General features: G+C 53.7%; 11 protein-coding genes, 1 tRNA gene and 1 pseudogene. 5 read left to right on the forward strand and 8 right to left on the reverse strand.

The features are described from left to right. Positions 1 to 16 precede the first annotated feature (16 nt). Positions 17 to 949 (forward strand): DNA methyltransferase, encoded by a 933-nt coding sequence (locus tag Q4A85_RS12125; protein WP_303110719.1) that lies wholly within the window; start codon positions 17 to 19, stop codon positions 947 to 949. Between the two features lie 222 nt (positions 950 to 1,171). Then, positions 1,172 to 3,886 carry a DEAD/DEAH box helicase gene (locus tag Q4A85_RS12130; protein ID WP_303110721.1) on the forward strand — a complete coding sequence of 905 codons (2,715 nt, stop codon included), beginning with the start codon at positions 1,172 to 1,174 and terminating at the stop codon, positions 3,884 to 3,886. A 387-nt stretch (positions 3,887 to 4,273) separates the two neighbouring features. On the opposite strand, the gene Q4A85_RS12135 is transcribed toward Q4A85_RS12130, so the two are convergent. The 3 genes from Q4A85_RS12135 to Q4A85_RS12145 form a co-directional block, all read right to left on the reverse strand. Next, positions 4,274 to 6,775: a GNAT family N-acetyltransferase gene (locus Q4A85_RS12135; protein ID WP_303110723.1), complete on the reverse strand. Its 2,502-nt coding sequence runs from the start codon at positions 6,773 to 6,775 to the stop codon at positions 4,274 to 4,276. Between the two features lie 136 nt (positions 6,776 to 6,911). Next, positions 6,912 to 7,397 (reverse strand): hypothetical protein, encoded by a 486-nt coding sequence (locus tag Q4A85_RS12140; RefSeq protein WP_303110725.1) that lies wholly within the window; start codon positions 7,395 to 7,397, stop codon positions 6,912 to 6,914. Continuing rightward, positions 7,373 to 7,753: a diacylglycerol kinase gene (locus tag Q4A85_RS12145; RefSeq protein WP_303110726.1), complete on the reverse strand. Its 381-nt coding sequence runs from the start codon at positions 7,751 to 7,753 to the stop codon at positions 7,373 to 7,375. Before Q4A85_RS12145 ends, Q4A85_RS12140 begins: the two co-directional genes overlap by 25 nt. Positions 7,754 to 8,128: 375 nt before the next feature. Here Q4A85_RS12145 and Q4A85_RS12150 point away from each other — a divergent pair, with 375 nt between their 5' ends. From Q4A85_RS12150 to Q4A85_RS12160, 3 genes are all read left to right on the forward strand, one after another. Beyond that, the gene (locus Q4A85_RS12150; protein ID WP_303110728.1) at positions 8,129 to 9,010 is read left to right on the forward strand and encodes an amino acid ABC transporter substrate-binding protein; all 882 of its coding nucleotides are present in this window, start codon (positions 8,129 to 8,131) and stop codon (positions 9,008 to 9,010) included. Then, positions 9,000 to 9,716, forward strand: coding sequence for an amino acid ABC transporter permease (locus tag Q4A85_RS12155; RefSeq protein ID WP_303110729.1), 717 nt, complete (start codon positions 9,000 to 9,002; stop codon positions 9,714 to 9,716). Before Q4A85_RS12150 ends, Q4A85_RS12155 begins: the two co-directional genes overlap by 11 nt. A gap of 140 nt (positions 9,717 to 9,856) precedes the next feature. Next, positions 9,857 to 10,606, forward strand: a complete 750-nt coding sequence (locus Q4A85_RS12160) for an amino acid ABC transporter ATP-binding protein (protein ID WP_303110731.1) — start codon at positions 9,857 to 9,859, stop codon at positions 10,604 to 10,606. A 135-nt stretch (positions 10,607 to 10,741) separates the two neighbouring features. On the opposite strand, the gene Q4A85_RS12165 is transcribed toward Q4A85_RS12160, so the two are convergent. The 5 genes and pseudogenes from Q4A85_RS12165 to Q4A85_RS12185 form a co-directional block, all read right to left on the reverse strand. Beyond that, positions 10,742 to 10,818: transfer RNA gene (locus Q4A85_RS12165), tRNA-Pro, on the reverse strand. A 26-nt stretch (positions 10,819 to 10,844) separates the two neighbouring features. Next, complete coding sequence (locus Q4A85_RS12170; protein WP_303110733.1) at positions 10,845 to 11,165, reverse strand: hypothetical protein; 321 nt, start codon at positions 11,163 to 11,165, stop codon at positions 10,845 to 10,847. Then, complete coding sequence (locus tag Q4A85_RS12175; RefSeq protein ID WP_040559049.1) at positions 11,155 to 11,451, reverse strand: integration host factor subunit alpha; 297 nt, start codon at positions 11,449 to 11,451, stop codon at positions 11,155 to 11,157. The genes Q4A85_RS12170 and Q4A85_RS12175 overlap by 11 nt, the downstream gene beginning before the upstream one ends. Before the next feature lie 165 nt (positions 11,452 to 11,616). After that, positions 11,617 to 13,968 carry a phenylalanine--tRNA ligase subunit beta gene (gene pheT, locus Q4A85_RS12180; protein WP_303110736.1) on the reverse strand — a complete coding sequence of 784 codons (2,352 nt, stop codon included), beginning with the start codon at positions 13,966 to 13,968 and terminating at the stop codon, positions 11,617 to 11,619. Between the two features lie 112 nt (positions 13,969 to 14,080). Then, positions 14,081 to 14,284: pseudogene (locus Q4A85_RS12185) on the reverse strand (PDDEXK nuclease domain-containing protein); the annotation flags it as partial. Between the last annotated feature and the right edge of the window lie 194 nt (positions 14,285 to 14,478).

A 14,478-nucleotide genomic window follows, 5' to 3' on the forward strand; every position in this document is an offset into this window, starting at 1 on the left:
GAAATTCTAACTTAATGTGAATTTCCTGAGTTATCTAGGACAGCCCCAAATTTTTTATCCGCCTAAGGGCAGATGTTGGCGTTTTTCCGAAGACAAATTTCAGGCTGCCTTAGCGGATAACCGCATTCTGTTCGGCAAAACGGGCAACAGCAAACCGCAATACAAACGTTTTTTAAGCGAAGCGCAAAGCAAAGGGCAAAATCCGTTTACGGTGTGGGCGCATCTGAATACCGCCACAGGCGCAACCAAAGAATTGATGCAGATTTTCGGCGAAAAAGTGTTTGATACGCCCAAGCCTGCCGAGCTAGTGGAATACATCTTAACCATTGCCGCCCACCCCAACGCCATCATCCTAGACTCCTTCGCAGGCAGCGGCACAACCGCCCATGCTGTTTTGAATCTAAACAAACGCGATGGTGGTAATCGCCGTTTTGTCTGCGTGGAACTGATGGACTACGCGGAACAAACCACCGCCGAACGTATCCGCCGCGTGATAAACGGCTACGGCAGCAAGCCTGAAACACAGGGCGGCACGGGCGGCGGTTTTGCGTTTTACCGCGTGGGCGACGCGCTGTTTGACGCGGAACGCAATCTCAACCCCGCCGCGCCTGTTGCCGCTGTGCGCCGCTATATCGCCTATACCGAGGGTTTGCCCGTATCGGCGTTGCCCGAATGCGAAAGGCAGCCTGAAAACCAAAAGCAGCCTGAAAATCCTGTTTCGCCGTATTTCTTGGGCGTAAACAACGGCACGGGCTATCTGTTCCACTACGAACCTGACCGCGCTACGGATTTGAGTTTGCCGTTTTTGCAGACGGTACACACCGAAATGCTGCCTGAAAATCCCGAACGCTGGGTGGTCTATGCCGACCGCACGCTGCTTTCAGACGAGCAGATGAAACAGCTCGGCATTATCTTCAAGCGCATTCCGCGCGATATTTCCAAATTGTAAACACGCCGCCGCCGCATTGTTGGGCAGGCGAAAACCTTTGCGAACTTGAAATACAGCAAGAAACAGTAAGCTCCGTCATTCCCGCGCAGGCGGGAATCTTGGTTAAATTCACTCAATAGATTGTTTTTTCGAATATTTTCTAGCATCAGGTAAGATTCTCGCCTGCGCGGAAATGACGGCGGAAGGCGGCAGCGTTTGAAAAGAAACATCAGGATTTGAATTATGGAATTGAAAAAATACCAGCAGCGCGTGATGGACGATTTGCAGGCGTTTTTGGACTGCCTGCTGCGCCCCGATTCAGGCAGCCTGAAAAATGTGTTTGCCGAATATTGGCAAAATAAGAGCATGGCGGCGGACAAAATCACGCCGTATTGCGACAAATTGGACGGCGTGCCGAATGTGTGTTTGAAAGTGCCGACTGCGGGCGGCAAAACGTTTTTGGCAGTCAATGCGCTGAAACCCGTGTTTGACGCGCGTTCGCACTACGGGCGGCAGCCGCCGCAAATGGTGGTGTGGCTTGTGCCGTCAGAAGCGATTTTGTCGCAAACGCTGAAAAATCTGCACGATGTGCAGCATCCTTACCGCAGGCGGCTGAACACGGATTTCGGCGGACGCGTGCAGGTGTTTGACAAGGAAGACGTGTTGCGCGGCAACGGTTTTGACGCGGATACGGTGCAAAGCGGCGTTTCTGTTTTGGTGATGACGTTTGACAGCCTGAAAGGGCGCAGCAAAGACACGCTGCGGGCGTTTCGCGAAAACGGCAATCTGGCTTCGTTTGCCGGCATGGTGTCGTCTGAAAGGCAGCCTGAAAACCTGTTGCCCGAATACGATGAAACGGCGTTGATTAATGTGTTGCGCGGTTTGAACCCGATGATTGTGGTGGATGAAAGCCATAATGCCGCCACGCCCTTGTCGCTGGATATGATAGGCAGCCTGAATCCGTGTTTTGTACTGGAACTCACCGCCACGCCGCGCGAGTCCAGCAACATCATCAGCTATGTGGGCGCGAGTGCCTTGAAAAACGAGCAGATGGTAAAACTGCCCGTGATTGTGAGCCGCCAGCGCACACAGAACGAAGTGTTGATGGCGGCGGTAACGCTGCGGGCGAATTTGGAACGAGTGGCGGCAGGGGCGCAAAAACAGGGCGGCGCGTATATCCGCCCGATTGTGCTGTTTCAAGCCGAGCCGAAAAGCAAAGACGACAAGGCAACATTTGACAAAGTGAAACGCGATTTGACGAAACTGGGCATTGCGCCCGAACACATCGCCATCAAAACCGCCGACATCAACGAGTTGAAAAACCAAAACTTGCTTTCTCCCGAATGTCCGATACGCTTTGTGATTACGGTAAACGCGCTCAAAGAAGGCTGGGACTGCCCGTTTGCCTACATTCTCGCCAGTTTGGCGAACCGCTCGTCTGAAACCGATGTTACGCAGATTGTCGGGCGGATTTTGCGCCAGCCTTATGCCCACAACCATGCTTTGGCGGATTTGAATATCAGCTATGTGTTTACCTCGTCCGAACAGTTTGACCACACACTCGGCAAGGTAGCGGAGGGCTTGAACAAGGCGGGTTTCAGCGAACGCGATTACCGCATAGCAGAAACGGTGGAGCAAGATACCGCGCCGTCTGAACACAACAGGCAGCCTGAAAACGCAACGGCGCAGCCTGAGTTTGATTTGACTGGGGAGACAGCGCAGGATGACGACTGTTTCCGCCTGAACATCCCCGCAGATTTCAGGCTGCCTGAAACAAGCGCGGATACGGATAACGGCGTGCAGGAGACGACCGAAAGGCAGCCTGAAAACCAAAATCCCGTTGCAGAACACATAGCCCGCCTGCAACAGCAGGCTGCCGCCGCAGGACAGGCGTTTGCCGAACAGGCGGCGAAAAACGAAGCGCAGCAACAGCCGCCCGAGGAGATTAAAGACAAAATGAACACCCAAGCCATACGCCCCGAATTTGCAAAAGAGCTGGCGGATTTCAGGCTGCCACAGTTTGTGTTTACTCAGTATTCGCAAGGGCTGTTCGGCGGTGGCGAAGCCCTGCTGCTGGACAAAGCCAACCTGCTGCAAGGTTTTGCGCTGGGCAAATGCGATTCCAACATCTCTTTCGGCAGCATGGATAGCTTCGTTTGGCTGGGCGATACCGACCAAAACGACCGTATTAGCTTCCAGCCGATGAAAGGCAGCGACAAACAGCATTTTATGAAAATGTTTGCCAAACAGTCCGCGCCCACCCAGCAGGCGCAGCTGGTGCAAAAGCTGTTTGAACTGGACGGCAGAAAAGCGTTTTACCCCATAGAAGACGGCGAAATCCGCAAATATCTCAGCCGTATTGTCGAAGACATGGATGCCGAACGGCGCGAGCATTGTTTCAACCACACGCCGCAGTATTTCACCGAAATCAAACGCAAAATAGACATCCTCGCCGCTGCCTATGCCGAAACCGAGTTTGATAAAGGGCTGCAAACCCGCGACATCGTTATCCGCCCGCATTACCCGCTGCCGCCAAGCATCAACCCCAACAGGCTGCATCCGCTGGAAATTTCCAACAGCCTGTATAAACGGGAAGGCGAAATGAACGGCTTTGAAGCCGAAATGCTGCGTAAAATCCTTGCCGATGAAGCCGTTTCGCTGAAATGGTGGCACAGAAACGACAGCCGAAAAGGCTTTTATATCAATGGCTTTATCAACCACTATCCCGATTTTGTGCTGATGACCGCACGCGGCACGCTGGTGTTGCTGGAAACCAAAGGCGACCAGCTCGACGGCAGCGACAGCGCCGCCAAAATTCGTCTCGGCAAAGCATGGGAAAACGCCTGCCGCAGCTTGGGCGACGGGCGTAACTATGCGTATATGATAGTGTTTGAACAGCAGAGAATTGACGGGGCTTATGGCTTGGCGGAGGCTTTGACGATGCTGGCGAGATTGTGAATAAGGCAGCCTGAAAATGGGTTTGGATGCTGATTTTAGAACCTGTATTCACTATTTTCATAGGCAGATTTGATGGCATAAAAGCGCGGATACAAGGCAAAAAGCACAGCAAGGTTGGACACCTTGCGAGCATTTTTAACGCGGTAGCCGCGTTTTTAGGGCATTAAAGATGCCTATGAAAATAGTGAATGAATACAGGTTCTTAGCTTCGCTCGTTTTCAGGCTGCATTGTGTGTTGTTGAGAAATAAGGCGGGTGTTTATTGCCTGCCTTTTGTTTGTGTTGGTTTTTTTGGGGGGGAGCAAGTGAGTTGTCCGTCCTAACGGTTTTTTCAGGCTGCTTATTGGGTTTACAACGCTATGCCTAATTAGGCAGCCTGAGAATCTGTTCACATCAAATGCAATTTGGCTTCCACCAGTCCGTTGTCATGCGGGTGTTTGTTGAGTGTGAAGCCGAGTTTTAGGGCGAGTTTTTGCATGGGGTGGTTGTCGGCAAGGATTTCGGCGCGCATTAGGGTGTGCCCTTGGGCTTTGGCGTGGGCGATAAGGTGGGTCATGAGTTGGTAGCCGATGCCTTGCCCTTGTAGTTTGTCGTCGATGATGATGCCAAATTCGCAGCTTGTTGGGATGGGGTCGGCGATGTAGTTGGCGTGGGCTAAGGGGGTGGGCTGGGGGCTGTTGGTGTGGAGAATTAGGGCGTGGTCGCGGTGGTAGTCGGGGCTGGCGAGTTGGGCGAGCAGGGCGGGGGGGGCTTCGCTGGCTTTGCTCATGAAGCGGGTGTAGCGGCTGTGTTCGCTTTGGGCTTGGATAAGCTGTTGGATTAGGGGGGCATCTTCGCTGCGTGCGCTGCGTAGGATGGCGGTGTCGCCGTTGCGCAGGGCGATGGTGTGCTGGGCGGGGGGGATGGGGGCGAGAATGTTGGGGCTGCCTGAAAAGCTGTTGGGGTCTTGTAGGTTGAGTTTGATGCTGTGGTAGTGGCGGGGGCTGGTTAGGTGCAGGGTTAGGTCGTGGATTTCGGGCAGTTGGGCTAGGGTGTCGCTGGTGTTGAGTAGCCAGTCTTGCCATGGCTCGGGTGGGAGTTGCAGTTGGGCTAGGGCGTGGGCTAGGGCGGTGGGTTGGATGGGGGGGAGTAGGCTGATGCTGTGGCTGGCGGTGGCTAGGGTTAGGGTTTGCCCGATGGGTTCTTGTCGCGCCCATGTGAGTTGTAGCGCGGGGGTGTCGCTGCTGGGGGTTAGGTTTAGTGCGGCGAGCAGGGCGTTGCTGTTATTGCGGGTGGCGGGCAGGACGGCAACGGGTATCAGGGGGCGGATGTGTTTGTGCAGTTCTTCGGCGGCGCGGGCGGCTTGGGCGTAGTTGTGTGGGGGCTGGGTTTGGTGGCGTTGTTGGTTGTGATGGTGGTAGAGATTGAGCTGGGCAAGGGCTTGCAATGCGCTTTCAGGCTGCTTGAAGTGTAGGGTTTTGCGTTGGTTGAATAGGGCGCGGACTTGGGGGGTGTCTGCGCTGCCGAGCCACACGAGCAGCAGGGGTTTGCGGCTGTTTTTTTGCAGTGCGGAAACCATTTGTGCAACTTGGTGGCTTTCGGCGGTGTTTTGCCCTGCGTAGATGATGAAGATGGCATCAATGTGGTCGTCTTGCAGGTATTGGGCGGTGGCAGCCTGAAAAGCGGGGGGCAGGGCATCGGTGGGCAGGTAAAGGGGGTTGTGGTGGCTGGGTTTGTAGGGCAGGTATTTGCTGATGCTGCGGATGGTGTGGGCTTGGGGTTCGGCGAGTTGCAGGTCGGTTTTGCGGTGTAGGGTTTTGAGCGCAAGGGTGCTGATTTGGGGGCTGTTGCTGATGATGGCGATGCGTTTGCCGCGCCCGATGATGCCTGTGTGGATGAGTTTGGCTGCGCTGAAAAATTGTTCTAGGGTGTGGGCGATGAGAATGTGTTGGCGTTCTAGGGCTTGCAGTAGCAAGGCTTCGGCTTGGGGGTTGGTGTCGTGTAGGGTGATGAGTACGACCACGGGTTTGCGGCGGGCGGCGGCGGTGAGTGCGCTGATGAGCTCGCGCAGGTTGTCGTTGAGCGTGCTGATGTGCACCAGCAGGGCGGTGCTGCTGTTTTCGGCGGCGATGTGGTCAATGATTTGCCCTGTGCTCACGGGGTAGTTGTGGGTGTTTAGGGTGAGAAAGCGGCTGAATGTGATGTCGCGCTCTTGGGCGTAGCGGGCAACGCAGTCGGCGATGCTGGTGGATTGTCCGATGTAGGCGCAGGCTTTGGGCGTGTGTTTGGGCTGTTTGAAGAGTTCGGCTAGGCTGTTGCTGGGCAGGGAGATTAGGTTGATTTGGGCTTTGCGGGCGGCTTCGGCGGCGCGGTTGAGTTTGTTGTGCCATGCGGCGGGGGCGGAGTCTAGCTCGTTAATCAGGATAAGGTGGCGCAGGTGGATTTTGGCGGCTTCGCGGATGATGCTGGCGAGCTTGTCGGCAGACAGGACGATGATGGCTAAATCCAGCGGTTGCTCGGCGTGGGCTTCGCTGATGTTGGCATAGGATTTTTGCCCGCCTATGGTTTTGTGGTTGGGGTTGATGGGGATGACGCTTTGGAATTGGGGCAGGGCAGCGAGCTGGGTATAGACTTGCCGTCCGATGCTGCCGATGCGGTCGGATGCGCCGATGATGGCGATGTGGGCGGGGGCGAATAGGGGGGATAGGGTTGGCATGGGGATGTCCTTGTGTTTTGGGTTTTCAGACTGCCTATTGGGTGGGGGATAAGGGCGGCCTGAAACGGAGTTGAGCGAAGCTAAAATGGATTGTGGCGGTGTGGTGCAGATGTAAACGGGGTGATTTGATGTTTTCAGGCTGCCTATTGTGCTGAGGATTAAGGCAGCCTGAGAACCTGTATTTACTATTTCCATAGGCAGATTTTATGACATAAAAGCGCGGATACAAGGCAAAAAGCACAGCAAGGTTGGACACCTTGCGAGCATTTTTAACGCAGTAGCCACGTTTTTAGGGCATAAAAGATGCCTATGAAAATAGTGAATACAGTTTCTAATCATCCCAACGCTCTTCCGCCATCGCCACATCCCCCGCCACGCCCACATAAACCCTACTCGCGCCGTGCTGCGGATAGCTGGCAAAATCCGTGTCCAACCGCCGCTCGGGCAACGCCGCCGCTTGCTGCCAAGCCTGCGCCGCCGCGTGATGCGATGCGTCGGGCAACGTGGCGACTTGGTAAACCTGCGGCGGCACAATCCATTCGCACGCGCCATCGGGCAACGGCGCATCGGTGCTGGCCAAATGCCCAATCAGCAAAATATAGCCCGAAGCGTGATACAAATGGCGCAGCACATACACGCTGCGGCTAAACGCAGGCAAAGCATCTTTCAGGCTGCCTGAATGCCAGCGTTCCCACGCCAACGCCATATCCTGCGCTTCGCGGCTAAAACTAATCGGTATCGCCATGCCCATCACGCGAAACGCAGGCAGCTCGGTCGTCTCCCATTTTATGTTTACGCGCATAACGCCATCGTCCATAAAATCGCCAGCAGCGTTAAAGCCAACATTTGCGCCGCCGAGCCCACGTCTTTCGCGCGTTTTGCCAGCGGGCGAATTTCCAGCGAAATATCGTCCACCACCGCTTCAATGCCCGAATTCAACAATTCCACAATCAACGAAACAAACGAAGCCAATACCAACACCATGCGCACAGCAGGCTCAACATCCAGCCACCACACCGCAAGCAACAACACCGCGTGCAGCCACACCAGCTGCCGAAACGCCGCTTCATGGCGATACGCCGCCGCCAAGCCATCTTTGGAATAGCCCGCCGCATTGATAACCCGCTGCAAACCGCGTTTGCCTTTAAGCTCATTGGTAGCGATTTCTTGCATTATCCGTTGTCCCATAACAAAAAACAGAATGATAACAAGGTTTCAGGCTGCCTAAAACAGCATCTATTTAGGCAGCCTGAAAACAGCCGATAGCGTTTGCAACAGATGCAGCCTGAAAACCATCTAACAGATATAACCCGCAATTCTTTGGCAAACGCCGTTTTTAAAGTAGAATGCGCCACTTTACATTAGAATCCATATTCACAAGCAGCATAGCCATTTTTTTATCCCTTTTGGCACGGCTACGGCGTTGAGTTCCTGCGCCAATAGTCTCGCTATTGGCTTGAAACTCGCCTTGTATCCGCACCAAAATGAATAAAAACTTGGCTATGCTGCTTATGAACATGGGTTCTTATTAACAATAGGACACCCATCATGACCAAAACACTCCTTTCCGCCGCCGCCCTGTTGCTGCTCGCCGCTTGCGGTGGCGAATCCGCCAATAATGCCCAAACCGCCAGCCCCAGCAGCGCGCCCGTAGCCAGCCAAGCTGCCAGCGCAGCCGCCGTATCCGCCGCCGCCCCCGCCGCCAATCCACAAGGCAGCCTGATAGAGCGCATCAACAACAAAGGCACGATTACCGTAGGCACAGAAGGCACCTACGCGCCTTTCACCTACCACGACAAAGACGGCAAACTCACAGGCTACGATGTAGAAGTAACCCGCACCGTGGCAGATAAACTGGGCATCAAAGTAGAATTTAAAGAAACCCAATGGGACAGCATGATGGCAGGGCTAAAAGCAGGACGCTTTGACGTGGTTGCCAACCAAGTGGGCTTAACTTCGCCCGAACGCCAAGCCACCTTTGACAAATCCGAGCCATACAGTTGGAGCGGCGCGGTGTTGGTGGTGCGCAAAGACGACAACAAAATCAAAAGCCCCGCCGATATTAAAGGCGTGAAAACCGCGCAATCGCTCACCAGCAATTTTGGCGAAAAAGCCAAAGAAGCAGGCGCGGAGCTTGTGCCCGTGGATGGCTTGGCGCAATCGCTCACGCTGATTGAACAAAAACGCGCCGATGCCACGCTTAACGATGAGCTTGCCGTGTTGGATTATTTGAAGAAAAACGCCAATGCCAACGTGAAAATCGTGTGGCACGCGCCCCAAGAAGAGCGCGTAGGCTCTGGCTTGATTGTGAACAAAGGCAACGATGAAGCCGTCGCCAAATTCAGTGGTGCGATGAAAGAGCTGCAAGCCGATGGCACATTGAAAAAACTAGGCGAACAATTCTTCGGAAAAGACATCAGTGTTAAATAATTTCCTGCAAAATCTGCCCTTTATGACCCCGCAACGCGCCCAGTTGATGATGGACGCGTTTGTGCCGTTGGTGAAATCGGGTTTTATGGTTTCTGTGCCGCTGGCTTTGGCATCATTTGTGTTTGGCATGATGATTGCCACCGCTGTGGCACTCGTGCGCGTGATGCCCAAAGGCGGCTGGTTGCACCGCATCGTGTTGGCGGTGTTGAAGGTGTATATCTCCATTATTCGCGGCACGCCGATGGTGGTGCAGCTTGCCATCGTGTTCTACGGCTTGCCCGCGATGAATGTGTTTATAGACCCCATCCCAGCCGCCGTCATCGGCTTCTCGCTCAATGTGGGCGCGTATGGCTCGGAGACCGTTCGCGCGGCGATTTTGTCCGTGCCCAAAGGGCAATGGGAAGCAGGCTTTTCCATCGGCATGACCTATATGCAAACCTTTCGCCGCATCATTGCGCCGCAAGCCTTGCGCGTTGCTGTGCCGCCGTTGAGCAACTCGTTTATCGGCTTGTTTAAAGAAACATCGCTGGCATCGTTTGTAACCGTAACCGAGCTATTCCGCGTTGCCCAGCAATACGCTAATTTGTCTTACGACTTTTTGCCCGTTTACATTGAAGTGGGCTTGGTGTACTGGCTGTTCTGCTGGGTGCTGTTTGTTATCCAAGCGCGGCTGGAAAAACATTTTGACCGCCATGTGGCAAGGTAACAGGTTTTCAGGCTGCCTTTTATACACAGCACAAGCTGGTTTACCTTTTCAGGCTGCCTAAGCATCAATAGGCAGCCTGAAAACTATTCATTCAACCTTTTCAGGCTGCCTATTCATACTGCAGCCGCGAAAGCATCACCATGATACAAATCCGCAATATCCACAAAACCTTCGGCAACAACACCATCCTGCGCGGCGTAGATTTAGACATCGCCAAAGGGCAAGTGGTGGTGATACTCGGGCCATCAGGCTCAGGCAAAACCACCTTTCTGCGCTGCCTGAACGCGCTAGAAGTGCCCGAGCAAGGCAGCATCTGCTTTGAGCGCGAGCCCATCGTCAGCATCAATTTCGCCACGCAACACAGCAAAAAAGACATCCTTGCCCTGCGCCGCAAATCAGGCATGGTGTTCCAGCAATACAACCTGTTCCCACACAAAACCGCGTTGGAAAACATCATGGAAGCCCCCGTGCAAGTGCAAGGCAAGCCCAAAGCGCAAGCCCGCGAAGAAGCCCTAGCCCTGCTCGCCAAAGTTGGGCTGGCAGACAAAGCCGATTTATACCCATACCAACTATCGGGCGGGCAACAACAGCGCGTAGGCATCGCCCGAGCATTGGCATTGCAGCCTGAATTGATGCTGTTTGACGAACCCACATCCGCGCTAGACCCCGAGCTGGTGCAAGACGTGCTCAACACCATGAAAGCCCTTGCCAACGAAGGCTGGACGATGATAGTGGTAACCCACGAAATCAAATTTGCGCTGGACGTTGCCGATGTGGTGGTGGTGATGGACGGCGGCGTGATTGTAGAACAAGGCTCGCCCGAAACCCTGTTCGCCAACCCGCAGCATGAACGCACGAAGAGCTTTTTGAGTAGATTGAAAGCGGAGTAGGGCGGATAAAAGGCAGCCTGAAAACGAGCGAAGCGGGTTTAGTGAACTAAAACCAGCATTTGAAGACTCGTTTTCAGGCTGCCTTAAACAAACAACAAAGCCTAGCTTCGTTAACAAGCTAGGCTTTTGTATTTTTGGTCGGAGTGAAAGGATTCGAACCTTCGACCCCTTGCACCCCATGCAAGTGCGCTACCAGACTGCGCCACACTCCGACTGAAAGACGCGCATTATAAGCAAATTATCGCTCGTTGGCAAGCGCGGTATCAATTTTTGCCAGTATTAAAGCCAACTCATCGCGCATTTCATCCGCGTTTATCACAGGATTGCCGTGGCAGTCCAATGCGCCGCGCGCAAAATAATCGCTGATGCTGTGGCTCAACTGGCGCAGCTTAATCACATCCAAGCGTGTGAGCGTGTTTGCGCCTTTGCCCAGCACATTGCCCTCTTGCTGCTGCCATTCGTGCAACTGCTCCACATCAATCCCCGCAAGCTGGCAGGCTTCGAGGATGCTGAAATAGCGTTTGGCGGGAATGGTAGGCAAATTTGCGTTATTTATCATGTAGATGCTCCACCATGCCTTTCAGTTTTTGGCTGGCGTGAAACGTTACCACGCGGCGGGCGGTGATGGCGACTTCTTCGCCTGTTTTGGGGTTGCGCCCTGGGCGTTGTGGTTTGTCGCGCAGTTGGAAGTTGCCAAAACCTGAAATTTTAATCTCTTCTCCGCGTTCCAATGTGGTGCGGATTTCTTCAAAAAATAGTTCTACGATTTCTTTGGCATCGTGTTTGCTGATGCTGCTTACTTTTTCAACCAAAATATCGGCCAATTCTGCCTTGGTGAGAGTCATTTTTTTGTTACCTTTGTGTTTTAAAAATTAAGCGCGGATTATCTTAAATAATGTATTAAAAATCAAGAGAATAGTGGGATAAAATTTTCATCTTTACACAAAAAGCAGCCTGAAAAATGCTTGACACAACGTTTCAGGCTGCCGCTATCCTATGGTGCAAAATCTCTAACGCAACTCCGCCCCCACCGTTTCCGCCGCTGCAATCAGCTTCGCCACAATCGGCTCAATCGCTTCATCGGTCAGCGTTTCGCTGTTGCTTTGCAGGATAATTTTTACTGCCATGCTCTTGGTGTTTTCGGGCAGGCCTGCGCCGCGATACACGTCAAACAGCGCAATCTCGCGGATTAGCGGGCTGCTTACCGTTTTCAGGCTGCCTTCTAGCTCGGCATACGATACCGCTTCGGGCAACACAAACGCCAAATCGCGCCGCGCGGGCTGGAATTTGGACACCGCTTGGTGGCGCATTTTCTCGCACGCCAACACCACCGCCATATCCAGTTCAAACACCAACGCCGCTTGTGGCAAATCGTATTTTTGCAGCCATTGCGGGTGCAATTCGCCGATAAAGCCCACCGCTGCGCCGTCCACGCGAATTTCCGCGTTACGCCCTGGGTGCAGGGCAGGGTGTTCCGCGCGGACAAATTCCACCGTTTTGCCCGCCAACAAACTTTCCACATCGGCTTTCACGTCATAAAAATCTGCCGCCCGCGCCGCTGCGCCCCATTGCTCGGGCAACGCGCTGCCGTACACCAACGCGCCGATGCGTTCAGGCTGCCCATTGGGCGTTTCATCGCGGAAAATCCGTGCAATTTCAAACACGCGCACGCGGCTTTGTTTGCGGTTCAAATTGTTTTGCAGGATTTCAATCAAGCCGCCAATCAGCGTGGAACGCATCACGCTATACTGCGCCGCCAGCGGATTTTGCAGGCGCACGGGCGATGGGTTGGCGGCAAAATCGCGCTCCCAATCTTCGTTTACAAAGGCATAGCTCACGACTTCTTGGAAGCCGCGTTCCGCCATTTTGCGGTAAATCGCGGCGCGGGAACGGCGCGTTTCGGGCAGCGCAAGCATCGCCAATTTGCTCGATGTGCGGTCGTCTGGGATATTTTCGTAGCCGTGCACGCGGGCGATTTCTTCAATCAAATCCGCTTCAATTTCAATGTCAAAGCGGAAGCTGGGCGAGCGCACGGTAAAGCCGTCTGCGGTGGTTTCAGGCTGCAAACCCAAGCCGCGCAAGATTTCGCCGATGCGTGCCGCGCTGATGTCCACGCCCAAAATTTTTGCTACGCGAGCCGTGCGCACGTTCACCGTATGGTTTTCAGGCTGCCTACCGCTTGCCGACACGATTTCGCCCGCTGCGCCGCCGCAAATTTGCAACACCAATTCGCTGGCGCGTTCAATCGCATCGCGCTGGATTTGCGTGTCCACGCCGCGCTCAAAGCGGAATGAGCTGTCCGAACCAAAGCCATATTGGCGCGATTTGCCCGCGATGATGTCGGGCGCGAACCATGCCGATTCCAGCACGATGTTTTGTGTGTCGTCCGACACCGCGCTGGCTGTGCCGCCCATTAGCCCCGCGATGCTTAACGCGGCGGCTTCGTCTGCCACCACCAGCGTATTGTCTGCTAATTCAACGGTTTTGCCGTTTAAGCATGCCAGCGTTTCGCCGTTTTGGGCGCGGCGCACGTTTAGGCAGCCTGAAAGTTTATCCGCATCAAAAACGTGCATCGGCTGCCCAATTTCCAGCATCACATAATTGCCGATGTCCACCAGCGCGGACACGCTGCGAATGCCGCACCGCGCCAAGCGTTGCACCAGCCAAGCAGGCGAAGCGGCACGCGCGTTCACGCCTTCAATCACGCGCGTGAAAAACACGCCGCAATCATCGGGCGCAGCAATCTGAACCGCTTGCGTTTTAGCTGATGAAACAGGCACTTGCTGGATTTCAGGCTGCCTAAACGCGCAACCCGTGAGCGCGGCGACTTCGCGGGCGATGCCTTTAATGCTCAAACAATCGGCGCGATTAGGCGTGATTTTCAGCGTGAACAGCGTGTCGTCCAAGTCCAAATAATCGCGGATATTCATGCCTACGGGCGCATCATCGGGCAAAATCAACAAGCCGTTTACGCCGTTATCGTTGCCTAACTCTTTGGCAGAACACAACATTCCGTTGGATTCCACGCCACGCATTTTGGTGGGCTTGATTTTAAAATTTTCAGGCAGCACCGCGCCCGCCAAAGCGCACGGCACTTTTATGCCCACGCGCACATTGGGCGCACCGCACACAATTTGCAGCAGCTCGCCTGTGCCTGCGTCCACTTGGGTAACGTTCAGGCGGTCGGCATCGGGGTGTTTTTCCACCGATTTCACTTCGGCAACCACCACGCCGCTAAACGCAGGCGCGGCAAGCGTGGTTTCTTCCACTTCCAAGCCTGCCATGGTGAGCAGATGAGCGAGTTGGTCGGGGGATAGGTTGGGATTGGCGTGTTGGGTTAGCCATGAGTGGGGGAATTGCATGGTAGGTTCTCTTAAAAATGGTTTCTACAATATTAAAAAGTTCTTTTTGACATTGGGCGTTGTCTTCGTCATGGGCGGCTGTTTTTTGTATTTAAATCATTTTTCAGGCTGCCTATTCTTTCTCAATCAATCGTTTCATCGCTTCTGCTCGCTGCGCTGCCAACACCATTTGCAATTCTTCTTCGCTTGGCAAATAGGGCAAATATTTGACGGCAAAAAGCTGTTTTTGGTCGGCTAAAACCGAGTAACGTGCCACGGCTTTGCTTTTTTCGCTGCACAAAACTAAACCAATGGTGGGGTTATCGTCTTCGGCTTTGTATTTTTCGTTGTACTAGGCGTACATAAGGTGTCCATTTGTCCAACATCTTGATGTTTGAGCTTGCCCAGTTTTAAATCAATCAACACAAAGCATTTTAGAACCTGCATTCACTATTTTCATAGGCATCTTTCTTTGATGATGTCCTAAAAAGTATGCTGGTTTGATTATTGTTGATAGCCAGCAGTACTGAT

The organism is Kingella sp. (in: b-proteobacteria) (genome assembly GCF_030527935.1).
In the GTDB taxonomy this organism is placed as follows: domain Bacteria; phylum Pseudomonadota; class Gammaproteobacteria; order Burkholderiales; family Neisseriaceae; genus Kingella_B.